The sequence below is a fragment of the Psychrobacillus psychrodurans genome, assembly GCF_050209195.1.
In the GTDB taxonomy this organism is placed as follows: Bacteria; Bacillota; Bacilli; order Bacillales_A; family Planococcaceae; genus Psychrobacillus; species Psychrobacillus psychrodurans.
In genome coordinates this window covers 2,830,685-2,855,040 of the sequence record NZ_CP189791.1, presented here as the reverse complement: position 1 = coordinate 2,855,040, position 24,356 = coordinate 2,830,685, and the positions used below count along the sequence as shown (strand labels likewise).

The 24,356-nt window shown below is 35.7% G+C and carries 23 protein-coding genes and 3 pseudogenes; 21 read left to right on the top strand and 5 right to left on the bottom strand.

The features are described 5' to 3' along the window. Positions 1-250 precede the first annotated feature (250 nt). The 15 genes and pseudogenes from ACQCPR_RS13995 (at position 251) to ACQCPR_RS13925 (ending at position 14,610) form a co-directional block, all read left to right on the top strand. Positions 251-1,027 (top strand): recombinase family protein, encoded by a 777-nt coding sequence (locus ACQCPR_RS13995; RefSeq protein ID WP_427137301.1) that lies wholly within the window; start codon positions 251-253, stop codon positions 1,025-1,027. A gap of 335 nt (positions 1,028-1,362) precedes the next feature. After that, complete coding sequence (locus tag ACQCPR_RS13990) at positions 1,363-1,599, top strand: hypothetical protein (protein ID WP_427137300.1); 237 nt, start codon at positions 1,363-1,365, stop codon at positions 1,597-1,599. 1 nt (position 1,600) lies between these two features. After that, a pseudogene (locus ACQCPR_RS13985) lies at positions 1,601-2,030 on the top strand (SMI1/KNR4 family protein). A 341-nt stretch (positions 2,031-2,371) separates the two neighbouring features. Continuing rightward, on the top strand, positions 2,372-2,872 hold the full coding sequence (locus tag ACQCPR_RS13980) for a hypothetical protein (RefSeq protein ID WP_427137299.1): 501 nt from the start codon (positions 2,372-2,374) through the stop codon (positions 2,870-2,872). A gap of 6 nt (positions 2,873-2,878) precedes the next feature. Next, positions 2,879-3,577: an SMI1/KNR4 family protein gene (locus ACQCPR_RS13975; protein WP_427137298.1), complete on the top strand. Its 699-nt coding sequence runs from the start codon at positions 2,879-2,881 to the stop codon at positions 3,575-3,577. 422 nt (positions 3,578-3,999) lie between these two features. After that, complete coding sequence (locus ACQCPR_RS13970) at positions 4,000-4,533, top strand: SMI1/KNR4 family protein (RefSeq protein WP_427137297.1); 534 nt, start codon at positions 4,000-4,002, stop codon at positions 4,531-4,533. Positions 4,534-4,698: 165 nt separating this feature from the next. After that, on the top strand, positions 4,699-5,106 hold the full coding sequence (locus tag ACQCPR_RS13965; protein WP_427137296.1) for a hypothetical protein: 408 nt from the start codon (positions 4,699-4,701) through the stop codon (positions 5,104-5,106). A 39-nt stretch (positions 5,107-5,145) separates the two neighbouring features. After that, positions 5,146-5,646 (top strand): annotated as a pseudogene (locus ACQCPR_RS13960) (LXG family T7SS effector ribonuclease toxin YxiD); the annotation flags it as partial. Beyond that, positions 5,646-5,792: a hypothetical protein gene (locus ACQCPR_RS13955; protein ID WP_427137295.1), complete on the top strand. Its 147-nt coding sequence runs from the start codon at positions 5,646-5,648 to the stop codon at positions 5,790-5,792. The pseudogene ACQCPR_RS13960 and the gene ACQCPR_RS13955, both read left to right, overlap by 1 nt. A 62-nt stretch (positions 5,793-5,854) precedes the next feature. After that, positions 5,855-6,990 (top strand): IS3 family transposase gene (locus ACQCPR_RS13950; protein ID WP_427136950.1). Its coding sequence is split into 2 segments (ribosomal slippage): positions 5,855-6,080 and positions 6,080-6,990, totalling 1,137 coding nucleotides; the frame shifts between segments, so codons are not numbered across the junction. 196 nt (positions 6,991-7,186) lie between these two features. Next, a pseudogene (locus tag ACQCPR_RS13945) lies at positions 7,187-7,498 on the top strand (SMI1/KNR4 family protein); the annotation flags it as partial. A gap of 341 nt (positions 7,499-7,839) precedes the next feature. Beyond that, positions 7,840-8,262, top strand: coding sequence for a hypothetical protein (locus ACQCPR_RS13940; RefSeq protein WP_340930297.1), 423 nt, complete (start codon positions 7,840-7,842; stop codon positions 8,260-8,262). A gap of 392 nt (positions 8,263-8,654) precedes the next feature. Further along, positions 8,655-9,092 (top strand): GMC oxidoreductase, encoded by a 438-nt coding sequence (locus tag ACQCPR_RS13935; protein ID WP_427137294.1) that lies wholly within the window; start codon positions 8,655-8,657, stop codon positions 9,090-9,092. 164 nt (positions 9,093-9,256) lie between these two features. After that, a complete protein-coding gene (locus ACQCPR_RS13930) occupies positions 9,257-11,353 on the top strand; it encodes a HelD family protein (RefSeq protein WP_427137293.1) in 2,097 nt (698 codons plus the stop codon). Positions 11,354-12,063: 710 nt separating this feature from the next. Beyond that, complete coding sequence (locus ACQCPR_RS13925; protein WP_427137292.1) at positions 12,064-14,610, top strand: S-layer homology domain-containing protein; 2,547 nt, start codon at positions 12,064-12,066, stop codon at positions 14,608-14,610. 194 nt (positions 14,611-14,804) lie between these two features. Here ACQCPR_RS13925 and ACQCPR_RS13920 read toward each other — a convergent pair whose 3' ends face one another. Beyond that, positions 14,805-15,389 (bottom strand): 2OG-Fe(II) oxygenase, encoded by a 585-nt coding sequence (locus ACQCPR_RS13920; RefSeq protein ID WP_427138952.1) that lies wholly within the window; start codon positions 15,387-15,389, stop codon positions 14,805-14,807. Between the two features lie 481 nt (positions 15,390-15,870). Here ACQCPR_RS13920 and ACQCPR_RS13915 point away from each other — a divergent pair, with 481 nt between their 5' ends. From ACQCPR_RS13915 to ACQCPR_RS13905, 3 genes are read left to right on the top strand one after another with little or no spacing between them, the layout of a single operon-like run. After that, a complete protein-coding gene (locus ACQCPR_RS13915; protein ID WP_340930291.1) occupies positions 15,871-16,038 on the top strand; it encodes a hypothetical protein in 168 nt (55 codons plus the stop codon). A 59-nt stretch (positions 16,039-16,097) separates the two neighbouring features. Beyond that, the gene (locus ACQCPR_RS13910) at positions 16,098-16,382 is read left to right on the top strand and encodes a DUF3219 family protein (protein WP_241599532.1); all 285 of its coding nucleotides are present in this window, start codon (positions 16,098-16,100) and stop codon (positions 16,380-16,382) included. Between the two features lie 17 nt (positions 16,383-16,399). Beyond that, a complete protein-coding gene (locus ACQCPR_RS13905) occupies positions 16,400-17,404 on the top strand; it encodes an LLM class flavin-dependent oxidoreductase (RefSeq protein ID WP_340930289.1) in 1,005 nt (334 codons plus the stop codon). A 127-nt stretch (positions 17,405-17,531) separates the two neighbouring features. On the opposite strand, the gene ACQCPR_RS13900 is transcribed toward ACQCPR_RS13905, so the two are convergent. The 4 genes from ACQCPR_RS13900 to ACQCPR_RS13885 are packed head-to-tail and all read right to left on the bottom strand — an operon-like array spanning position 17,532 to position 21,679. Then, positions 17,532-18,305 carry a PHP domain-containing protein gene (locus ACQCPR_RS13900; RefSeq protein ID WP_427137291.1) on the bottom strand — a complete coding sequence of 258 codons (774 nt, stop codon included), beginning with the start codon at positions 18,303-18,305 and terminating at the stop codon, positions 17,532-17,534. Between the two features lie 12 nt (positions 18,306-18,317). Further along, positions 18,318-19,136, bottom strand: a complete 819-nt coding sequence (locus tag ACQCPR_RS13895; RefSeq protein ID WP_427137290.1) for an energy-coupling factor transporter transmembrane component T family protein — start codon at positions 19,134-19,136, stop codon at positions 18,318-18,320. Then, positions 19,123-20,835, bottom strand: coding sequence for an ABC transporter ATP-binding protein (locus ACQCPR_RS13890; RefSeq protein ID WP_427137289.1), 1,713 nt, complete (start codon positions 20,833-20,835; stop codon positions 19,123-19,125). The genes ACQCPR_RS13895 and ACQCPR_RS13890 overlap by 14 nt, the downstream gene beginning before the upstream one ends. Next, positions 20,822-21,679, bottom strand: a complete 858-nt coding sequence (locus tag ACQCPR_RS13885) for a cell division protein FtsQ (RefSeq protein ID WP_340930281.1) — start codon at positions 21,677-21,679, stop codon at positions 20,822-20,824. The genes ACQCPR_RS13890 and ACQCPR_RS13885 overlap by 14 nt, the downstream gene beginning before the upstream one ends. A 151-nt stretch (positions 21,680-21,830) precedes the next feature. On the opposite strand from ACQCPR_RS13885, the gene ACQCPR_RS13880 reads away from it, so the two are divergent. The 3 genes from ACQCPR_RS13880 to ACQCPR_RS13870 all read left to right on the top strand — a co-directional run bounded on the left by ACQCPR_RS13880 (position 21,831) and on the right by ACQCPR_RS13870 (position 24,329). Beyond that, positions 21,831-22,661: a MurR/RpiR family transcriptional regulator gene (locus ACQCPR_RS13880; protein WP_427137288.1), complete on the top strand. Its 831-nt coding sequence runs from the start codon at positions 21,831-21,833 to the stop codon at positions 22,659-22,661. Between the two features lie 323 nt (positions 22,662-22,984). Next, positions 22,985-23,332: a PadR family transcriptional regulator gene (locus tag ACQCPR_RS13875; protein ID WP_427137287.1), complete on the top strand. Its 348-nt coding sequence runs from the start codon at positions 22,985-22,987 to the stop codon at positions 23,330-23,332. After that, positions 23,319-24,329 carry an HAAS signaling domain-containing protein gene (locus ACQCPR_RS13870; protein WP_427137286.1) on the top strand — a complete coding sequence of 337 codons (1,011 nt, stop codon included), beginning with the start codon at positions 23,319-23,321 and terminating at the stop codon, positions 24,327-24,329. The genes ACQCPR_RS13875 and ACQCPR_RS13870 overlap by 14 nt, the downstream gene beginning before the upstream one ends. Positions 24,330-24,356 lie beyond the last annotated feature (27 nt).

Here is a 24,356-nt window from a genome sequence, read left to right as displayed (position 1 = left end):
ACTGAACAAGAACGAGAAAGGGGCGAGATGACATTTTATATGGCAGGGGTGTTATGACATGGAATAGCTAATAAACTATCGAGAATGACAAAGCTCGTGGCGATAAACAAAGGATATTAAAAGGTGTTCGTACCCTGTGTTAACTAAATAAATTATGGGTTGTATTTTTACAAGAGACGGTCGTATAATACTCGCTATTCGCTAAAAAGCGTTACGAAAATTAAAATTTATGTAACGGTAGGGGGAGAAGTTGAACGTTGTTGGGTATATACGTGTCTCGACACAAGGGCAAGCAAAAGATGGATACAGCTTGAAATATCAAGAAGATGAAATTAAAGGGTATTGTAAAGAACAAGGCTGGAACTTGATCCATATTTTTAGAGATGAAGGAATTAGTGGTGCAAAACTGAATGAAGAAGCATTAGAAATTGACAGGGTGGGCTTACAGGAAATGTTGGCTCACCTTTCGTCTGTCCAAGTTGATTATGTGGTAGTACTGAACACAAGCCGATTATGGAGGTCGGATATAGTGAAGGTACTCATACAACGAGAGCTGAAGAAATATGACTGTGACATTAAAAGCATTGAACAACCTATGTACAGTATCCATAAGAAAGACCCCAATGACTTTTTGGTAAATGGCTTAATGGAGTTATTAGACCAATATCAACGGCTTGAAATAGCGCTAAAGCTAACAAAAGGAAGAAACAAGAAAGCGAAGGAAGGTGGATATGCAGGAGGAAGGGCGACATTTGGCTATATCAAACAAAAGGGTGAAAAAGAACTAAAAATACATAACGGGCATGCAGAAGTAGTAAAACGGTTGTTGGAACTGAAACAGATACATAAAAAATGGTCACTGTCTAAGTTGGCAGAAGCATTGAATAAAGAAGGTTATCAAACAACGCAAGGGAAAGCATTTACGAAAGTACTAGTGAAACGCATTTTAGACCGACAGAGCTTTTATCAAGGGATTTATACATACGGACAAATAAAAGCAAGTGGCAAACATGATGCAATAATTTAATAGGTGACTTAAAAAAGGGACTCATTTTCTTATAAGTTACTATGTAACGATGAAAATGGATAGGCTTTCGTACCAATGCGCACCAATAGGTGAACGCTCGAACTAAGGTTGCCGGCATTTTCATTTAATTGAATAGGGGATGAGAAAATGCATGAAAAATAGAAATACTTGTATGTTGGAGTAGACTTGCATAAACAGCATCATGTGGCAGTGATCAAAATAAAACGGCTTATCTCATGCCTGAAATGCCTGAAACAATAGCTAGTTAATCAATTTGGCTGGTGGTTGAATAAACTGCCACCTTTTATAGTACAATTTTAGATATTCCTAAGGGTATGGGTAAAGCAGCTACCAAGCAAACTATTAAGAAAAATGAAGTTACTACTTATAAGGATTTTGTTGATAGGTCTGTTGTTGGGGATAATTTAGAAGGTCATGAAACACTACATCCTTATAAAGGAAAGTTAAACCCATTTTATCCAATGGATGAGACAACTAGAGGGGCATTTCAAAAAGTAGATTCTATTAATTATTGGAAAATACGAGGAGAAGAAGCTTTAGGAGGAAAATAATATGAGTATTTTGCCTGAGAGACTAGATGAAGTTCTGGAAGAAGAAATATATAAACGTGAAGATAGCAAACTAGTACAGGATGCTTTAATAAGGCTAGGTGTAAACGCATCAGATACTTTCCAAGAATTTTATTATCCAATATGCAGGACCCTTTTGGGAAGAACATGTACCCTTTGAATTACTAGATATAGCAGATGAAGAAAATAATATTGAATCATACACACTCATTTCTAGAAAAGAACATGGTTTTCCGAAGCAATATCTTGTATTAAGTGAAATGTCAGCAAATGCTGTATTAGTGCTGGATACTGTAACAGATAAAGTTTATATAGTTAATTTTGAGGGTGGAGATGAACTGCTTTTAAAAGGAGAGTTAAAAGAAACTTGGTCATCGTTTTTTGATTTCTTGAAGGCATATTTTAATTGTTAATTATTGTTCAATAAAAGATAATTCATAGACACTTAAAACCTTGATTGGTAATATGCCTTTCAAGGTTTTTTAACTTATGAACTCTATGATTAAAAATCAATATCATTTTTGAATCAAAAACTCATGATGGTTAGCAAACTTACGAGATTGGTTGCAGTGACATTTAAATAAAACAACCACACTTACTACTCGATTTAAATTTACACGATTATCTAAGACCGCATGCGATTGTCAAAAAAGGCTTCAAGCTCGCTTTTATTTCCGGAGCCAAGATATCTAAATATAAAGGGGATCTTTCTGTAAGGAAGACTCCTACGGTTGAAAACAAGTCTAAAGGTAGTGTGAATGGTAGTAAAGAGGCGGGAAACCCTAATAAGGGTAAAGACATTACGCAAGGTGCAAGATATGGCGAAAGGAAAATTTCCGATGAGACATATGCTAAATTAAGAAGAGCATCGCCATCTTCTAAAATACAAAAAGAAGTCAATAAAAATATTGATGATATTTTTGGAACTGAGGATTTTGCTTTACCTGGAAAAATAATTAATAAAAAACTGCATGCAGACCATATTGTTTCTCTAGAGAAAATAGCTCGTTTGGAAGGTTTTGAGTCATTGACTTACCAGCAACAGAAAGAAATTGCCAATTTTGTAGAGAATTTTATAAGTCTTAGTGAAGCAGCTAATACATCAAAAGGTTCAAAATCATTTGCAGATTGGAACATCTACAAAAAAGAAAATATTCCGGTAAATCCTGTAAAAATGATATTAAAAGAAAAAGAACTAGAAATTGAGATACAAAAGATGACAGATGAATTTAATAGGATTAATAAAAAGGAGTGATTTAGGGTGAATAAGTTATCTTTTTTAAAACAATACAGAAAAAGTATTGAGTTTGTATCTAACAAAGACTTACTCAATATAGAAAAGGAAAATATGCCTGAAAAATGGATAGAGATATTTAAAGAAACAGATAAAACTAGAAAGCAAGATAAATTAATAGCTTTATGGAATAATGTGTGTAAAAAAGAATTGAGTAATACTATATCATACTTGAAGGAGAATTTATTAGAATTTGAATTAATTGTAGATAATGGACAATATGCGGTATTATACAGCGTAAAGAGTGAAAATGACGAAATTCTTTATTACGAAGGAGGTATACCGACTAATTCTGCTTATATTTCAGAAATGAAAAAAGATTGGTCGAATGTTCCAGAATCAATTATGGAGTTCTACGAAAAGTTACATAATGGGTTTTATTATCTGCCAAGTAGTGCTATGGGACTTTTACCAGTGGAACGCATTACTCATTTTGAGGATCATGAATGGGGAATACTTGAAGAATTAGATGAACCATTAGGAATTAATATGTCTACAACATATGGATTTTTTGAAAATGGCATGGGGGGATATGTTGCTATAGATTTAAACAACTGTATTGGTGATGTAGCGACATTATGGTTTACCAATGATAAGCCTGAATATAATTTGAATTTCTGGGATATTGTCGATGAATGGATTGTAATAGGGCTTCAAGATAATTAAAAAATAATTTGGATATGGCAATATTTTTTAGTCTACTACTCACAAAGTAATCTAACTCAGGTTATTCAAAATCAATAACTCATGAAGGTTGTACCAAAGAATACTTTGTTTATGAAATGAAAAATAAGTATGATAACTGGGCGATACGACATTTTAAACTTACGAAATATTGTTACAGGGAACAAGCCAAAAACTTACGAAATTAAAAAGGCTCATGGGTTTACAGATAGAAATAGTAATGAGTTGCTTTATATAGCTAACCATAAAACACTTGGTTGATAGAGGTGAAGATGTAAGATATCTATCAATTCCAATTTATGAAGGCAATACTTTAATGCCAAAAGTGTTACATTAAAAGCAAGGGAACAAATGGCTTTTCTTTAGATGTAACAATATTAAATAAAAAGTAGGAGTGTATATATTTGGAAAAATTAGTTAAAATTCTTCCTCCCCCAGAATTCCCACAAAAAACTGGAGATATAGAACAATGGCGAAATTTTTTTGATACACTTGGTACGGAATTGCCTTCAGATTATGTGGAATTTATCGAAAATTATGGTACTGGTGGTATTGACCGATTTTTGTGGATATTAACTCCATTTGTAAATGATGAAAATCTAAATTATCTTGTTAGGCAGAAGGAAATGAAGGATGCTTATATTCAATCTAAAAATAGTTTTCCTCAATACTATAAACATGATGTTTACCCTTCAAACGGTGGCTTACTTCCTTGGGGATACACAGATAACGGTGATGAATTATACTGGTTAACCAATGGAGAGCCTGACAAGTGGGAAATTGTGGTGTATGAATCAAGATCACCTGAGAATTATACTTATCCAATTACAATGGTAGAGTTTTTATATCAAATACTAACGAAAGAATTAGTATGCAATGCTTTTCCAGATGACTTTCCAAGTGATGAAACTGCTTTTATTTCAGTAAAAGTTGAATAGTTTACTTTAACCTTGATTGGCTTATGCCTTTCGAGGTTTTTTTACTTTAAAAAAGACTAATATAGAAGTAGAAGTATGAGAAAGGTTGCATTGTTATTTATATTTATATTACAGTGCATGTATTGTTATCAAAAATTTCGGAAATACTAAACGTCGCCTATTGGATTGAAAACAGCCATTGAACAACAGACCTCTCTGGTTAATGGAGGCCTAGAGTCCAGCCATCAGGAAAATCTGATAGGTACGGAAATCACGCCAGGAACGTTTCGGGCACTCGAGGGGAAAAGGACCAAGACCATCAATAGAGAAGCATATGGAAGCTTTAACCTGTTAAAATTCCACCTGTACGAAAATGGTCTGATCATCAAAGAATACCAGATTGGGATAAGCAATCTAATTCAATATGAAGTGGTCAACGAAGTAGAAGAGGAATTCGTTGACGGTGGTGTCCGAGTGCTCGATGGGTACTTTGAAGAGACACCCCTTGCCTCTCTTGATTATCTAAGACCGCATGCACTTCTCAAAAAAGGCTTAAAGAGCGCTTTTGTCACCTTGACCAAGCCATCTAAGTAAAAAGGGGATCTTTCTGTACAGAAGACTCCTACGGTTGAAAACAAGTCTAAGGGTAGTGTGAATGGTAGTAAAGAGGCGGGAAATCCTAATAAGGGTACGGGTAAAAAGATAGATTCTGATACAATAAAAAAATATATTAGAGATATTGAAGGGCGTACTGGCAGAGAGTTACCTAAAAACCAAATAGAAAAGTTGAAGGAAGCTTTAAGAGATAAAGAATATAAAAAAATGTCACCAATAGAAACAGCTAAGCATAGGGCAGAATTTGATAAAGTGAAAAATAAAGTAATCAAAGAGTGGGAAGAAAATACTGGGCAAAAGTGGCCCGTGTATAATGAAAATGTTATTTCAGAAAAAACAGGTAAAATAATTAGGAAACACGGAGATAAGTATGATGCTCATCATATAATTGAAAATACTTTTGGAGGAGAACATGAATGGTGGAATATGCATCCTGCAAAATTCCCAAATGAGCATCAAGCTGGTATTCATGGAACAGGATCACCAGCAAATACACTATTTAAAGGGGGTAAAAAATAATGGGTTATGAACTTATTAAGGCAAACGAAGAAAACAGTTTTTATCCAGTGACTGAAAACGAAATAAAAGTAGTTGAGAAGGAACTCGATTTAAAATTTCCTAAGGAGTTAGTTAATTTTTATATAGAGGTTGTGAATGTAGAATAGATGTATGGACACATCTTGGTTAAGTCAATAAAATTGAACTAACGAAAGGTCGTGTCTGTATTATGAGTAAAAAACGGTATAACCAAGAATTTAAACAAACAGTAGTGGAGCTTCACAGCTCAGGTACCCCGGTCAGCCAACTATCTAGCGAATATGGTGTTTCAGAAGTAACCATCTATAAATGGATTAAACAGTTCTCTACAATCGAAGGGACAAAGGAATTAACTGTATCCGATGTAGAAATGATTCAAAAAGAAAACCTCCGGTTAAAACAGGAGCTTGAAATCCTAAAAAAGGCTATGACCATATTCGCGAGAAAATAGAGGACGAAGAACTGATCAACTACATTACAAATGAAAGCGGGCATCATCCAGTACAAGTGATGTGTCGCATTTTAAAGATGCCTAAAAGTACTTATTATCATTCATTTCATAAGAAACCGAACAGCTACCACGTGGCCAATGAGGCAATATTGGATCGTATAATAGCCATTCATAAAGGAAGCAAAGGTATCTATGGCGCTCCCAAAATACATCGAGTACTTTTAAAAGAAGGCTATTCTTGCAGTATAAAAAGAGTCCAACGTCTGATGAAACAAGCAGGCATCCAGTCAAACATTGTGAAGAAATACCGTCCAGCAAGCACACAGACACCAGTGGAAGAACGAGAAAATGTGTTGAAGCAAGATTTTACAACAACCACAATCAATGAAAAATGGGTGGCAGATATCACGTATATCCATACACTTCGAGATGGCTGGTGTTATCTAGCGTCTGTCCTCGATTTGCATTCAAAGAAAATAGTAGGCTACAAGTTTTCCCATACGATGACCACAGAAATCGTGTTGTATGCTTTAAAAAGTGCCGTCGATTCCCAAAATCCTTCACCGGGATTGATCATCCATACGGATCTAGGTACCCAATATACAAGTGAGGCATTTCAAGAACAGTTAAAAAAATATGAAATGATTGCATCATTCAGTCGTAAAGGATGCCCTTATGACAATGCATGCATCGAGTCCTTTCATGCCACACTCAAAAAAGAAGAGGTCTATCGGAAACGATATGAAGATTTTGAGAATGCGAGAATCTCCCTATTTCAATATATAGAAGGCTGGTATAATCGTAGACGAATTCATGGAAGCATCGGCTTTGTAACGCCAGAGGCGTATGAAATAATGTGTCGCGCAGCAGCCTGAGTCTTAAGGGTAAAAGCCAATCCCCCTCCACATTTTTCATGCACAACATCCATTGGTTAATCTCTCCACGTCCCAAGTAGATTGTCAAAGGCTCTTTTCACTTTGACGATCTACTTGGGATGTGGAACACTCCATGAATGGTGGTTGTGCAGAAAAAACTTAATCTTTTTGTGTCCAGAATCTTGACGTAGATCCAGTTGGCTACGGGTTTATTAAAGGTTCAGAGTTTAATATTAATCGTATTATGGACCCTTATTCCGTAAGAGATTTTCGGTTAAGAGTTAATGATTTTGAGTTTTACCCCGACATAGAAATTTATGATGAATTTGAAAATAACAAACTAATATTTTTTGAAGGTAGTGAATCAGCTTTAATGTCAATCGACTTGAAAGGAAAGAATAGCAGTCCGGTTTACTATTATGATATTCAAATTGCGACTTCTCTTGAAGAATTTTTAAGAAAAATAGAAGAAAATGATAAATATTACTTGGAGTTACTAGTTGATTAAAAAACATAATAATATTCATACCTTGATTGGCTATATGCCTATTAAGGTTTTTTTACTTTAATTTATAGAAAGTCAGATGACGACCAGGCTTCAAACATTTTTAGCTGGAGCATGTCCATGAGGGTGCAAAATATGAATTTATACTTGCCGATGGACAAAAGGCTATTATTCGATGGCATTCTCCAGACCCTGTAGCGGCAAGCAAATATCCAGGATCAGCATCAGGTTCAAAATGGATTGCACAGATAAAAATCGGAAATAAACAGCTAAAATCTGACGGAACATGGACAAAAAATCAATCTTTAAATGAGGTTCATATTCCAATAGAAGGGAAATAAAATATGGATATAAATGAAATTAAGAATCTACCTGATAGAATACCAACTGGAACCCTAATATCAATGTTTCAAAATGCATTAGATCAATTTAGAAATAATAAAATTGAAAAAGCTGGTTTTTTAGTAATACTTAGTCAACTAACAGACCGGCAAGTTATGACATACGAGTTATTAAGAAGTGATATAAGATATGATATTGATAGAACTCTCTCTAGATTATGGAATACAGAGTCCTATGATGAAGTAGATATTATTCTTTCTATTGTAGTAAATCTTGGTCTAGAAATTTGCTTTAATAAAATAAAAGAATCACTGGAACAGTATAAGGGTATAGATAAATCAATCCTAGATGAAATACAGGAAACAATAGATGAAGTAGGCGAGAATATCTCTAATCCGTATTATAGTTTGGAAAAATTTAAATAGTCTGTTACTAGTGTGGAATGCCAAACAACAAATTTACAATGGTTAAAATGGATCTTTAATTACTATCTTCCCTAAATTTAAAGAGAAGTATACAATTGCTGAGGAATACATTGATTAAATTTAGGGTATCAGAGTTTTGAATCCTAAAGTTTCTTTAGAAGATACAAATAATGAATTTTTATAGCAAGTGTAATTAACCCTGACTCGAAGCAAACCTTGATTTGCTAGATGCCTTTCAAGGTTTTTTTATTATACTGAAAACTGATAGAATGTATAATTTATTGAATTAATAATTATTAATTAATGGTGGACAGCAATGACACTTGAAAATGCTTTCTGTTAGAAAAGACTAAGATGACATTTAAGGACGTAAAAGATAGTGGGACAAAGCTATGATGCCGAACCGCTACAACTACTTAAGCTTAGACCCAATCTATAAAGATGAATATGGGATGCCTTTACTTCGTATGACGGTTAATTACGCTCAAACAGATCATAATGCTCATAAATTCATGACTCAAAAATGTTTAGAAATTATGGAGAATTTGGGTGCTGATCAAACGATGGCATTTGATCAAATGGGTGATTATAATATCGGTGCGTTTGTTCCAGAGCATAGCGTTGGAGGAACAATTATGGGGCCAGATCCAGAAACCTCTGTAGTGAATAATTACTCGCAGGTTTGGGATGTGAATAACATATTTGTATTAGGAGCATCTACTTTCGCAAACCAATCCGGTGTTAATCCAACAGATACTCTAGGTGCTCTTGCTTATCGTGCTGCTGAAGGCATTGAAAAATATTTTAAAGAAGGTAACTTATTAGTTTAGTTTTTACAATGTATAAAAATGGGATCAGGTACAGCCTGATCCTTTTTTTTGTCTTTTGTTAATTGTTTCTGACACAGGGACCGAATTTTATTGACTTTGTACATACATATTTTATACAATTGTAACTCGACTGAAATTTTAGAAAGTTTAGGGGGAGTATCATAATGAGCAATATATATGAAGAGGAATTAAAGAGATTGCAGGAAGTTTTATCTACACTGGATGACCGAATACACAAGCTAGAAAGTATTCCAGTTTATCACGGGGATAACTATACTGAGCAAGTACTTGAAAGTATGAGGGAGTTAAATCGGCAAAACTTACGAATTGGTGTACAAGAGCCATACTTTGGTCGGTTAGATTTTAGGGAGGATGGCCATTTAGAGCCAAATCCATTATATATTGGGAAAGTCGGTGTTTCGGATGAGGAAGCGAAGAAGCCAATAGTGATTGATTGGCGTGCACCAGTTGCCAGTATGTTTTACTCCTTCAATGGCGGAGAGGAGCTGGCTTATTATCAATCGCCTGATGGATTGGTAGAGGGAGAAGTGTATTTAAAAAGAAACATAGCCATTCGTAAACGAGAGCTAGAGCGTGTTGTTGATACGTATGTAAAGGGGAGTGAAGATGTATCCCTGACAGACGAATTTCTCTTATACCGATTAGGTGAAAATAAAGATAATAAATTAAAAGATATCGTTTCAACGATACAATCTGAGCAAAATGAAATTATCCGAGCTGAGAAAAATATACCGTTATTGATCCAAGGGGTTGCAGGGAGTGGGAAAACAACTGTCGCTTTACATCGCCTTGCTTTTTTGATATATGAATATCGTGAACAGCTACAAGCAGATAGAATGATCATTTTCGCTCCAAACAGTTTGTTTATAGACTATATTTCTGGTGTACTTCCTGAACTGGGAGTAGGAAATATTAAACAAACAACTTTTCCAGAGTGGGCGTTAAGTCTTTTAGATAATACGGTGAAATTAAAACATCCAGAAGAAAAGTTAAATGAAGCTTTTTCCATGAATCGAGACAATCATAAAGTTATGCAGGGTAAATTAAAGGGGTCAATCAAGTTTAAGTCATTTATTGAAAGAAGTCTCATTCAATTTGAAGAAAATCTAGTACCAACAACTAATCTCGAACTATGGGATCAAGCTGTGATAACAGTAGATGAAATTAAGAAGTGGTTATTGGTTGAATATAAGCATTATCCATTAACAAAGCGCAGGGAACGATTAGTTGCACGAATCAAGCGTTGGATAGAGATAGAACTTAAAAAGGTCGAAGGAACCGATGAGAAGAAGCTATTGAAAAAAGAAGCGAACAATAGATTGAATGTATATATGAAGTTTTGGCCAAAAATGAGTGCATTATCATTTTATACATCTTTGATGAATCAAAAAGAAATAATAGAATTATTACCTGAAGCACTTGTCCAAGAAACAGCGAAGAATTGCCAAAAGAAAGAAGTAAATTTAGAAGATTTAGCACTACTCGTCTATATTTATCATCAGCTAACAGGAATAGAAGGCAAACAAAAATTTCATCATGTTGTGATTGATGAAGCACAAGACTTTTCGCCTTTTCAAATTTCTATACTGAAAGAGATTACACAAGGTAATTCTTTTACTATTTTAGGTGATTTATCTCAGGCAATCTATAATTATCAGGGAATAGAGGACTGGAATGACTTTAAAGAAGTGTTTCAAGAAACGGGTTATTATGAACTGACGAGAAGCTACCGTTCTACAAAGGAAATTATCGAATTTGCCAATGAGGTCATTAAGCATGCCGAAGTTCCCGTGGGACTTGCAACACCAGTTTTCCGTAGCGGTGAAAAAGTGAAAGTGATTGCTACAGATGATCAAATTACCGAAATCATTAAGGTACTACAAGATTTACAAAAAGAAAATCTCAAGACGATTGCGATTATTGGTAGAACAGAAGCTGAATGCCGTTCCATACATAAGCAGTTACAAATAGCAGGGATTGACGTGAACGTCATTGAAGCAAATCAAAAGAAATACGAAGGTGGTATTTCTGTAGTTCCTGTGTATTTAGCTAAGGGATTGGAATTTGATGCAGTGTTACTTATAGATGTGGACGCAAGTCACTATAAAGATTCAAAGTATGATGCCAAATTATTATACGTAGGCTGCACGAGGTCACTCCACGATTTACGTATTTTCTATACTGGTGAACCATCACCATTAATTCAAGGAATACCAAAAGAATTTTACGAAAGTAATTAATAGATCTTTGAAGAAGATTACTCAGTGATATGTTAGAGGACCATCTTTTTTGCGTTAATTTAGCGAGAGTAGTTGGTCTTCTTGGAGAAACTGTAACTTTTCATGTCCTTGTGTCAGAAAAATTCATGTTAATTCAAACAAACGTCAATCTTGTGATTTATGTATATCTTTGCTAAATAGTTCAAGAACATTAGAGTTTCGCCTAATCGTTCTTCAACATCCGCATGAGCCATATTGTGTGGGCCTAAGGTGCCGGTGACAGTATATCGAAGATTATTGTTTGCAGTAAATTTCGCAGCGTTGCTTGTATCAATTCTTTCATTTAACCATAAAAAATAACCCATCCTTGAGTTCACTCAGATGGGATAAGACCTATTCAATAGCCAATCCAATTGAAGGGAACCTGCTCCTGCGATTACTCGTCGTAAAAAGGATTTGACTATTTTATTGGACCGTTCTATGCGCAAACATCGAATGGTCTTTTTTATTTACTCTGACATTAGTTTTAATTCAGAATTCAATAACAACCTGGTACCTTTTGCCAAGTTTCTGTCAATAACCTATGTTTCAATCCAGTTTCCTCATGTGTATCCATCATATGGTTGTACTGGGTTACTTTTGTGATTTCAATTATTTTTTATATAGATTACTATAAACACCTAGGTTGTTAAGACCTAGCAAACAATTAACCTTAGGGGGAACTTAGTAAGATGAATAAAAAGACGGTAATTAATGTACTTAGCGCAACAGTTATTGCAGCATCAGCATTGACAGCAGCGGCACCAGCTCAAGGTGCTTCTAATTTAGATGCCTTAGTGCAAAAGGCAGTTAACGCGGGTACAGTTTTAAAATGGGCGATTTCTTTAGAAGGTTCTGCAGATGGTACTACTCGTCCATATCCTGAATATAATGCAGCTAAAAAAGCTCGTGATGCTGCTGTTGTAGCTGTAAGTAAGTCACCAGCTGCACAAAAGAAAGTATATATGGATAAAATCGGAAAGGATGTAAATATTCATATCACCCGTACAATGCAGTACATAGATGCTATTACAGCCGGTGAAAAAATGCAAGATAAACAAACTGTTCTAGAAGCACAAATTGAAAAAGGTCTAATTGTTGATGAAACGGAGAAAGCGTATCATGAATTATCAAATGAAATTCGTAAACAAGCGATTCTTTTAGATCGTGTATACGGTAAATCAACACGTGATGCGATCCGTGACCAATACAAAGAGGCTGCTCAAGATGTACGCGACAGTGTTATGCATGCCGTAACTGTTAAAATGAAACTCGATTTAGCAAATGAAGCTCTTGAAGCTAACAATATGGATGAAGTTGAAAAATATTTAGCTCAAGCGAATGAAAACATTGGTCAAGTTCAAAATGCTAAAATGAAAGCTACATTAATTGCCTCAATTGAAGCAGTAGAAGCTGGGTTAACTCCAGTAGTTAAATCAGTTCGTGGTGCGAATGCTAAAGAACTAGTTGTTGTTTTCAATAAAGCTGTTAACAAAACAGAAGCTGAAAAAATAGCTAATTATTCTTTAGAAGGCGAAAAATTTACTAAAGCTGTTCTTTCAGAAGATGAAAATACAGTTACATTAACAACAAAAGATGAATTAAATGTAAACAATGCAAAATTATCAATTGCTGCTATCCCTACTAAGGCTGACGATAAGGTTAAAACAGAAGCACATAATACATTATTCACTTTTGCTGACAAAACTGCACCAGTTGTAGCTTCTGTTGAAGCAAAAGGAACTACAGCGAAAATCACTTTTGCTGAACCAGTTCAATCCGAAGGTACAGTTAGCTTAAACGGTGCTGTAACAAGCAACTATACTGTGTCTGAAGACAACAAAACAGTAACAATAACAGGTGTAGAAGCTGAAAAATCTTACAAAGTTGCAATTGTCGGTGCAAAAGACTATGCGAACAATGTGGCAAATCCAATATCTGTAGACTTTACAGTTGAAAAGCCAGTAGTGGATGAAGTAAAACCAAGTGCAACTGTATCAGTTTTAAATAATGAAATAATAATTGATTTTACAGAAGAAGTAACAGTTGGTACGGTAAAAATCAATGGTACAGACTATGCAAATAAATTAGTTCAAGATGCGGAAGTTAAAACAAAATATGTTTTAGATGCACAAACAGCTGGAGCTCTAACTGGAGTTAACTTCTTAAATAATGCGCAAATTATTGTTGAAGGATTTAAGGATAAAGCTAATAATGTTGGTGAGAAAGTTTCTGTTACTGGAACTCTAAAAGCAGATAAAAATGCACCTTCATTTGTTTCTGCAAATGTTAACGGTGATAGTAATAAAATCTTATTAACATTTGATGATGCTGTATCTAAAGGGAATCTTGAAGAAACGAACGAGCTAGTTCTTAAAGTAAAAGATGGAGTACACCAAACAAACAGTGTAGTTGATCTAAAAGCAACTGACTCTGCAAATATTGCCTATGGATACGATTTAGATGGAAAAGATGGAATTAAAGGCAATGAAAAGAATATCGTTGCGATTGACTACACTCTTGTAAAAGATTCAACGTATTCTTTCGAACTAGCAGGTAAGGTTGTTGAAGATCGTTATGGAAATCAGGTGGCTGACACTCTAACGTTTGCAGTTACTGGAATTGAACATGTACAAGCACCTGCTCAACCTGAAGCTACAGTAGTACTTTCAGATGTAAATGTATCAGGTAAAGTGCTGACTGTTAAGTATAATGAAGATATGAGTGATTCTGCATTAGTAGCATCAAATTACAAATTAGGTGGAAAAGCTCTAACTGGCGATGCACAGCTTAAATTTGTAAATGATAGAAAAACAGTTGAAATTACTTTACCAGAGGGTTCAATTACAGCTAACGGAACTTATGTATTTGAAGTTACTAGTGTAACAGCTAAAAATGGCAATACTTTATTGAATAACAAAGCTACTTCAACTGAAACACTGACTGAAAATATTGCTCCAGTAGCTTCTAACATAACTGTTCTTAATAGCAAAACCTTTACAGTTAGTTTCTCAGAAGCTATTAATAATGCTGCTGCTAATACAGTGACAGGTGTGAATGTTGAAATCGATGGCAAGAAAGTAACACCTGCATCAGTTTCTGCTGCAAATGGACAATTAACTGTAACAACAACAGCAGACTTTGCTTTAAATGCAGCTATTTCTGTTGAATTCAACTCAACAACGAACCTTGTTGACGCTAACGGAAACGCAGTAAAACAAGGCATTGTTTCTAAATAAGGATTAATGGAACAGGTACCTTGTGCGGTTGATAATAGATAACAAGGTATTTACACATTTTAAAAACCTCTAATTCAAATGATGAATTAGAGGTTTTTTCTATTTGAGCTAATACTAACCTGGTTTAGGATAAAGTTTTAAAACTATCTCTTGCATACTAATCTTTTATTTAATTAGTCGAACTAGGGCATCTTTTATCTTACTTTTTGCTTTCTTATCCACTGTGTTGCAACCCATTTTTCACCAGTTATAACTGGTGCTCCACCATGTAAAGTTAAATCGTTTAGGTTTTGCTCGTTATAGAAATACTCGAAATAAACGGCCATACCTTTTTTGGGTGTTACTGAAAAGTTCAGTTTAGGGAAAAAAGTTTCCCCGCCTTGTTCTACGTCGTTTAAGTACATTACGAGTGTACTAATTCTATTATTGCTTGCTACTTTACTTGTTGATGAAAAGAAATCATGATGAGCTTTATATTCCTGACCAGGGGTATACCGAAGAATTTGAAGACCTTCTCCATGTTCAATTGGGATATTCATAATAGATGAGACCCTTTTTTCGACTCTAGCTATAATTTCATTTTCACTTTCTTCCAAAAACATACTACTACTTGTTCTCAGTTCATTTTCTTCTCGTGTCGTTCCAATTTTTGAACGTTTCATTTTGTCCTTAGACAATCTGACTAGTTCATCGCATTCCTCGTTACTTAAAACATTGCCTAAAATCACTATCAGTGGCTCCTCTAATCTAGTGACTATGTCAATCTCTCTATCTGTCATTATTTTGTTCCCAGCGTGATCAAATATAGTTTGCTCTTTTTTCTTCGTTATCAACTTGAAACCACCCTAAACTATTAAATTTTCAAAACTAGTACGTTTACTTGTCGTAATATTTTATGTGAAAATGATTTTTCTTTTACTTCAATTACTTGAATAAAAAGGTAAATTGTTATTATTTAATTTGGAATTAATTTCAATTTATTTTATCATACTGTTTTTATAAATCTAAAATATGAGAATATTATAACAATATATTTTACAGCAATAGTTGTTGGTTGAGGATGAAAATAGCTATAAATAAATTCGCTTCATTGGTTCTAATAAAATACTTCATGTATGCTTAAGATAGAGAATTAACAAACCTTGTCTGGTATCGTACGGTATAGAAGAATGGTCATAAATAAGAGAAAGGTGTGCCAAATATAACCTCAATTTTATTTGATGTCATACTACAGAAATCTGTTTAATGAGGAGGATGCTCATGAAATGCGGAGCGAAATGCTTTATAGTTGAGGCTGAAATTAACGGTAAAGTGCAAACAATACCCGTGACAGCGAGAACTACAATACAAGCTAGAAAAGTTGTATCCCTCGAGTATAGTGATCAATTAAAGATTATTGGCGTGAAGGTTAACAAAGATACACTGTGACCTATATCCAGTATATAAATCAGGAGGTGTTAGGGATGAGCGAAAACGTAGAAGATAATATGGTGAAGGAAATAATTTTAGATAATACATTAATCAAAGTGAATCACTATGAAGAAGAAAAAGTAAATGGTTTACACCAAATTTCAGTCGTATTTGATGTAACAAGTGAAGATTATCATGATATTGCTACTTTACTGTATAGAGGTACTTTTGAAGTTACTGTTCCGGACGCTGTTTTATTTTTCCGAGGAACGATTATTAATTACTCTACATCCATTACTAACTTATATGAGGAAGGGCAAGTTGGAGAATATAAGCTGAGTTTGCTGGAGACGGAGATATAAGAAGGGGGAATGGACAGTTGAAGTTAAGTATTCTAGATCAATCACCGATCTCTTCAAATCAAACAGCCAAAGAGGCTCTGGATGAATCGTTGAAGTTAGCACAGGCCGGAGAGGCCCTAGGTTATACTCGCTATTGGGTTACGGAACATCATGACTTACCTGGATTAGCAAGTTCAGTTCCTGAGGTGATTTTAAGTTATATCGGGGCAAATACAAAAACAATTCGCATTGGTTCGGGAGCTGTTTTATTGCCTCATTATAAACCGTTTAAAGTTGCAGAAATTTATAATACACTTGCTACTTTATTTCCTAATCGTATTGATGTGGGTATAGGACGTGCTTCAGGAGGATCAGCTGAAGTAACGAATGCTTTATCGGATAACTTTTTACAGAACGTCTATAAAATGCCTAGCTTAGTGAAAGATTTACTCCATTTTCTAGATGATGATTTTCCAGCTGAACAGGAGTACTCTAAAATTTCTGCTACACCAATTCCAGAGGTGTCACCGCTACCCTGGCTGCTTGGGACTAGTAAAAAAAGTGCTTTACTTGCTGCGGAAAATGGGATTGCTTATGCATTCGGTCAATTTATGAGTAACAATGATGGGATTTCTATTATTCAGGATTACCTAGATGCTTTTACTCCTAGAAAACAAGGACAAACAGCTCAAGTTATCATAACCGTTTCAGTCATTTGTGCAGAAACAACTGAAAAAGCTAATGAAATATCATTAAGTGCACTCATCTGGGAACTGCAAAAAGCTAAAGGTGAAGGTGGTAGGGGAATTCCTTCTATAAAAGAAGCAATGCAATATAAGTTGGACGATCGAGAGAAAGATACATTCGATAAAATGAAAAAGAACATAATCATCGGTAATCCGCAGGTAGTAAAACAGAAATTAATCGAGTTGCAAGCTACATACAAAGCAGATGAAATCATGCTAAGTACCATTACATATTCTGCTGAGGATCGAAGAAATTCATATAAGCTAATAGCAAATGAATTACTTATGGAAGATTAATCAGGTTAGTGCAGTTACCCAGTATGTATTAAGTGAACTACAATCAAGGTAAGCGCCAAAAATGCTCGTGAAGTTAATACTTCACAAGCCTTTTATTTATGTTCAATGAAGGTACAGGGGTTTCTTATTACTTTCCGCTTTGTGTAAGAATCATCTCATTTTTGGCAATGTCCTTTAAGCGGACAGCTTCGGCAACGTGAATTGGTAGGTTTTCGTCAATATTGATAGTGAAAGCTTGGTCGAGAATTTGTTTTTTTAGCTGTGCTACTGTTTCACATGTTGTGTGGAAGGTATTATATACGACCCCATATTGCATATAGTGATGGGTGTCGCTACCTGCGACTACCGGTTTATTTATTTGTTTACTGAGCGCTTTTAAATCGGCGCAATTTTGTTTGATGCCACGGCTATATAAATCCTTGCCATTTAAATCGATAGCGTCGAGCTGACCAAGAAGTGCAGGGTCTAGATCTATTAAAGGTGTGCTTTCTCTAAACGGATGTGCTCCAATTACAAGCATGTCAGGATAACTCGCAGTTAACTGCAAAAGTGCAGCAAAGGGAATGAATTGTCGCTTAGTCTCATGACTATTCAGTGCCTCACGTAGTGCACGAATTTGTCCAAGCTCTCCTATGCACAATATATGACCGACCTCTCCGATATCAACCTCCATACCTGGAAATACCTTTAAGCCCTCCATTTCATAATAATTACCATTATAATGATAGTGCTCATCTAATGTACGATAAACGTCTGCAAAGTTTTTCGTATTAAAATGCTCTGTAATAGCAATCGCGTCCAATCCGCGCTGTACGGCAACCTTCACCATTTCCTGAAAATACGCTAAAGAAAAATCAACCTTTTTAGATAACTTTGCATGCGTATGAAGATCTATATTCATCGTTTTCGCTCCTTAAAGTATAAGTTGTAGGCTGTGTACTATCACTACATAGCACACTGTTAATAGTAGGAACAGCCAGTCCATTTGTGATGTTTGTAAGTAATTTGTTTTCATCTTTAATACCCGTTTATCCTTTGCAGCATAGCTAAAGCCTTTAATTTCTAACGCTTCCACTGTTGTACGCGAGCGTTTAGCGCTGTTTAAAATGAGCGGATAAAACGATTTAATAAGCATCGTGATATAATAATAAATTTTCCGAAAGTAGAGCACACCATTCTTACTTGGTGCTAATCCACGTAGGCGATATGAAAGTATAATCTGCTGAAATTCCTCTAGTAATGTAGGTAAAATTCGATAGGCATACGCTACACTAAATGAAAACTGAGCTGGTGCACCAAGACGGAGGAGTGCATCGCTAAATTTCTCCGGATTAATGCTTGAAAATACAGTCACGCTTGCTAAAGATATAACAGCAAGTTTAATGGAGAGCCAAAACATTGGTGCAACAATACTTAAATCTCCACCAAATAGGAGCGCAATAAAGCCGAGGAGTAGTATTTCACCAGCTAGACCAACTGCAAGAACAGTCAAGATTAAAGGACTTATCCGAGCGATAACCGTTAAAATGACCATGAATAGCAAGTAACCAACTAGTGTAACATGCTCATAAATAAACCAAGGCACAATCGAAAAGTAGCCATACCATGCCAATAAAATGCGTGGGTCGAGCTGTGTGAAGAAACTTTTTTCGGTACTAAAAGCCGTACGCAGCAATTCCTGTTTGATATATTCTAGTGAAATCTTATCCTCTAGTTTTTTAACCCATTCCAACGTGCACACCTCGCTCTAATTGCTGTAAATAGCCGGCTATAAATTGGCTAACCGATGAACAATAAGGTAGATTAAGCGCCGTTGTAAGCTCTACAACTTGAGGGGCTCTAATATGACCAGCAGCCATAATGCCGTGGTTTTGGAAAATGCGCTCGCTCGTATCATCAGCAAGTATACAGCCATTCGATAGCACAACGACACGGCTTGACCATTCTGCTACTAGCTCCATATCATGTGTTGCAATGACAATTGTCTGCACATATTTCTTCAACTCCAGTAGCATGGTAAGAACGTGCTGCTTCGTAGCGATATCGAGATTTGCAGTAGGCTCATCCAACAATAAAATTTTAGGGCGCATTGCAGCACCTATAGCTAACGAAACACGACGCTGCTGTCCACCGCTCAAAAGCCGAGCATCTTGATCCTGTAAATCAACTAGCTCAAATGTTTCCAATAATTCATCCACATAGGTTTCATAATCATTAACTTTGCGTGATTTTAAATAGAAGCTAATTTCCTTTCGCACACTATCCTCAATAAACATTTCTTCTGGGTTTTGAAAAATAAAACCCACATCTTGAGCTAGTCTTTCAGGCATTGCGCGTGCAATTAATTGCTCCTGAATGTACATTTCTCCACTTGTCGGTCGAACAATACCTGCAATGACCTTCAACAAAGTGGATTTCCCTGCGCCGTTATTGCCGACGAGTGCGATATGCTCATGCGTAGAAAGCTCTAAAGAGATATTTTGTAACACGAGTTTATTGTTCTCAAGCCTTTGGTTATAGGCTAACTCAATATTGTTGAGCTGTACCATTGGCTTTGTATGCTGGGCTATATGATGCACAGTAGCCTTCTGCTTCCACGGACTAGCTTCAAATTTTTGGATTGACTGCTTTAAGGTAACAGGGTATGGCTGCTTTAGCTGTAGGGAATGAGCGATTTGCGTAACCTGTGGTGGGAAAATATTCCGTTCCAATAATTCCTCTACGCAATTGAGAGCAGCAACTGTTTCTTTCTTCCATAGAACCTGACCCTTATCAAGTAGCATCACATGACTACAATACTCTGCAATAAAGTCAGTATGATGCTCGATTACAACAATTGTCATACCGTAGTCTGTATGAAGTTTTTTTAACACTTCATAAATTTGCTCTGCATGATGTGGGTCGAGCTGTGCAATCGGTTCGTCAATAACTAATAGTTTTGGTCGCATTGCAATTGCACCGGCAAGTGCTAATAAGTGCTGCTGACCGCCACTTAGGCGCCAAATGAATTCGTTCTTTACATCGAGAAGGCCAGTAACTTCGAGAGCCCATAAACCACGCTCTTTATAATCGTCCAGTCCATAGTTCAAGGGCATAAAGCAAGCATCTTCTAAAGCGGTAGGACGTAGCAATTGGTTTTGAAAATCCTGATACACATAGCCAATTGACTGGGAAAGGGTGGCGACATCAGTTGTAGTAGTACAAACTCCGTCTAAAGTCACTTGTCCCGTATAATCGCCAACGTAAAAGTGTGGGATTAGCCCATTGAATGCCTTACATAATGTCGATTTTCCAGATCCATTGCAACCGATAATCGCTAGAAATTCCCCTTCATTAATTGTGCATGTGAGATCCTTTAATATAAATTTTTCTTCCCCAGGATAGCGAAAGGTCAAGTCTTGGCATTCAATTAGTGGTTTAAGAGAGTTCATGTGAATCTTCCCGTCCTTTTTTCATCATTAACCAAAGCGTTATACACACACATATAACAGCGACGCAAATAACTCCCCAAATAACCCCAATGCCATAAGTATCTACAAACTCTGGCTCCCAACTCCCTATGTTGAAGTCCATTTCAGATAACAAAGCAATACCAAATGCTAACAGGGAAAGAAGGGCACTCATGACTAAAAATTTTGGTGTAATTACATCACTCACTCGGAAATTGGTAGCAGTTCGTGGCTTTAATCCGAGCAATGGCTCCACTTTACCGTAAAGACGTGGCACTAAGTAAAGGGCAGGTAAAACTGTAAATAAAGTACCTGTTAATAAAAGATCCGTTAAAAACTCGACACCCTCCACAATGAAAATACTTTCTGCAAGACCAGATACAGCCTCGAATTCTTCTACCCCAATGACAACCTTTAAAATATCTACAATTGTGCTTAGAACAAGGAATAGTCCATAGCCTAAAATCGCCCCAACAGCGACCTGTGCTTTGCTTTTCGGATTTCGAACAAGCAAGCCGCCTACAATCATCCCAACTGAGAATAAGATGAATTTCTCGATTTCTCCGATTCCACCAAACTGTCCAAGCATAAGTTCACCAAAAATAATTTCTCCAGTTGCAGCACCGATTGCTGCGTAGAATGGGTGGAACAACATACAAAGTGCTAATGGAATAAATGCAAAACAATCAATTTGGAGTTCAATCGGACCGAGCTGAACAGATGGTATCAATTCTGTAAACATGTTACTTAATCCATAAAGCGACATAGACAAAATAAAGATCATCATTTTTTGAGACTGTGTAAAAGTTGCTTGTTCTTTTAACATATAAATCCTCCTCTAATATTTTTGAATTTATAGTCAGTATGAAGGTGCAATGTAAATGATTGATTACTAGAATATTTTTGATTTGTAAATTTTCAAAAAAATCATAAATGAAAAATATTTTTCATTTATACTATATAAAGAGGTGATCGATATGAATAATCAACAAAACTTTTCTGATTTTACGAAAAGTGAGCGGAAAATAGCCGACTTCATTGAAAAAAATAAGAATGCTGTCATGTATTTAAACGAAACGGAGCTAGCGTCCACTCTAGGGAGCAGCAATGCCACACTCTCCCGATTTTGGCGTAAAATTGGATACCGAAATTTTAAGGAATTCAAGAAAAGATATTTAGAGCAACAGGTGATCACTCCGAAAACAAAATTTGAACGTATTTTGGCAAAGGTAGAAGACAATGGCAAGTCACTTCAGCAATCGATATTCGATTTTGTACAATACCAGCTAACAGATACACTTGAACATATCGACGAAACGCAAAGTCAAATTTGTGTTAAGCGTATTGCTACATGTCGCAAGCTCTTTATCTATGCACCAACCTCATCAACAGGATTAGGCTTTTTACTGAAGCATCGGCTAATGCGTTTTGGAATTGATGTAGTAATATTAGCGAGCTATGATCAGGAGCTTTTTGAGCAAATTCTCCATTTACAAGAAAATGATTGTGTATTCGTATTTGGCTTTGTGAAGCTGACGAGGGAAGCGGCGATTTTACTGGATCATGCGAAAGAAATAAAGAGCCATAGCATAGTTCTTACCGATAACATCGTGCATGAATTTCAAACACGTTGTACGCAAACTTTCTATGTGAACCGCGGCGATTTAGAGGAATTCCACTCTATGGTAGCAGCGACTTTTTTTATCGAACATTTAATCGTCTCTTTAGGACAAATGAAAAGTGAGAAAGCATTGGGCAATCTAGAGTATTTGAATAATTTACGTGAAAAATATAAAAATGGGAGGTAAGGGGAAGAATACGCTTGTCTTAATGTTCTAAGTGAACAACACCCATGATTAAATTAAATGTAAGCCACATATGAAAATGCTCAGGAAGTTATTAACTTCACGGGCATTTTTTCGTTCGTGAATTAGTTTCATAATTACTTAATCCAATTAATACTTTTTAGTCTTTTTTAGAGAGGTCGATCCAGTTGATTGGAGGGGGAGGAGGCGGCTCCAGCCTCCAGCGGAAACACTGTAATTAAAATATTGTTTTAAATTATATAATAGTGTATTATACACAGTATAAGATAGTGTACGACGCATAGTATAAAGTAGTGAGGTGAAATATGGAAAAATTGCTAGGTTCATTAATAACTGAGTTACGCAGAGGAACATTGACGCTTGCTGTATTGAGTCAGCTCCGAACACCGCAATATGGATATTCTTTAGTGCAATTACTAGAAGAATCGAGTGTTACTATCGAGCAAAGTACCTTATATCCTTTGCTTCGCCGATTAGAAAAACAAGAATTAGTCGAGAGCAGCTGGGATACAACGGAGAGCAGACCAAGAAAATATTACGTATTAAGCGACTATGGTGTTGAGATTTTGGAGCAGCTAAAAGCCGAGTGGGAAAAATCAACGAAGGAACTTCAAAATTTATTAAAAGGAGATGTGGGGAATGCAACTGATTGATATTTATATACAGGAAGTGACGAGAAGACTTCCGGAAAAAAGTCGTGGTGACATAGCTCTTGAATTAAGGTCAACCATTGAAGATATACTCCCAGAAAATTACTCGGAGAAAGAAGTGAAAGAGGTTCTCAAAAATCTAGGAAATCCAGCATCACTTGCTAGTGAATACTCGGAACGACCGATGCATTTAATAGGTCCAAGATATTTTGATATGTATACGACTCTTTTGAAAATAGTTACACCAATCGTGGCGATACTAACATTTTTTGTTTTTATTGTGGAAAATATCATAACTTATGGTGGAGAAGAAGACATTGTTAGCGGTAGTATTAACGTGATCATACTGATTCTAGGGCATGGTACTTGGAGTATAATCAGTGCAGTGATTCAGACTTTCTTTTGGATTACGCTCGTTTTTGCTATTTTGGAGCGCACGGATACTTCGAAAGAAAAATCACCGCTTACACCGGGTTGGACAGAATGGACACCTGATGATTTAAAAAGTCTTCCACTTATTTCAAAAGAGAAAAAAATTTCCACTTTAGATATTTTTGGCAGCCTGTTGTGGATTGCGATTTTTATCGGAGCTTATTTTAATGCTAGTCATTTAATAGGTATTTATGAAAAAGTACAAGGCAAAATACAGCTAATTATCCCTACATTCAATCAGGAAGTATTACAATCCTTTTGGCTAATCATAATAGTTGCTTTAATAATAGAAATTGCTTTTGTATTTTATAAACTCATCGCTCGTCAATGGACATCTAAATTGGCAATTATGAATACGGTTAGAAATATAGTCTCTACCATTGTATTTATCGTTATTATTAGTACTGATCAGCTTATAAATGATGAGTTTTATATGTATTTAGAGGATTTGTTGAATCTATCATTTGAACTAAAAAACTCTGTCATCATCATTAGTATTGTGCTGTGGTTATTCTTTAGCATTCTCGATATTGTGCAAGGATTTAGAAAAGGTAAGACGAAATTGTAATCTCCCCTGTGTAAGAAACATTCATGT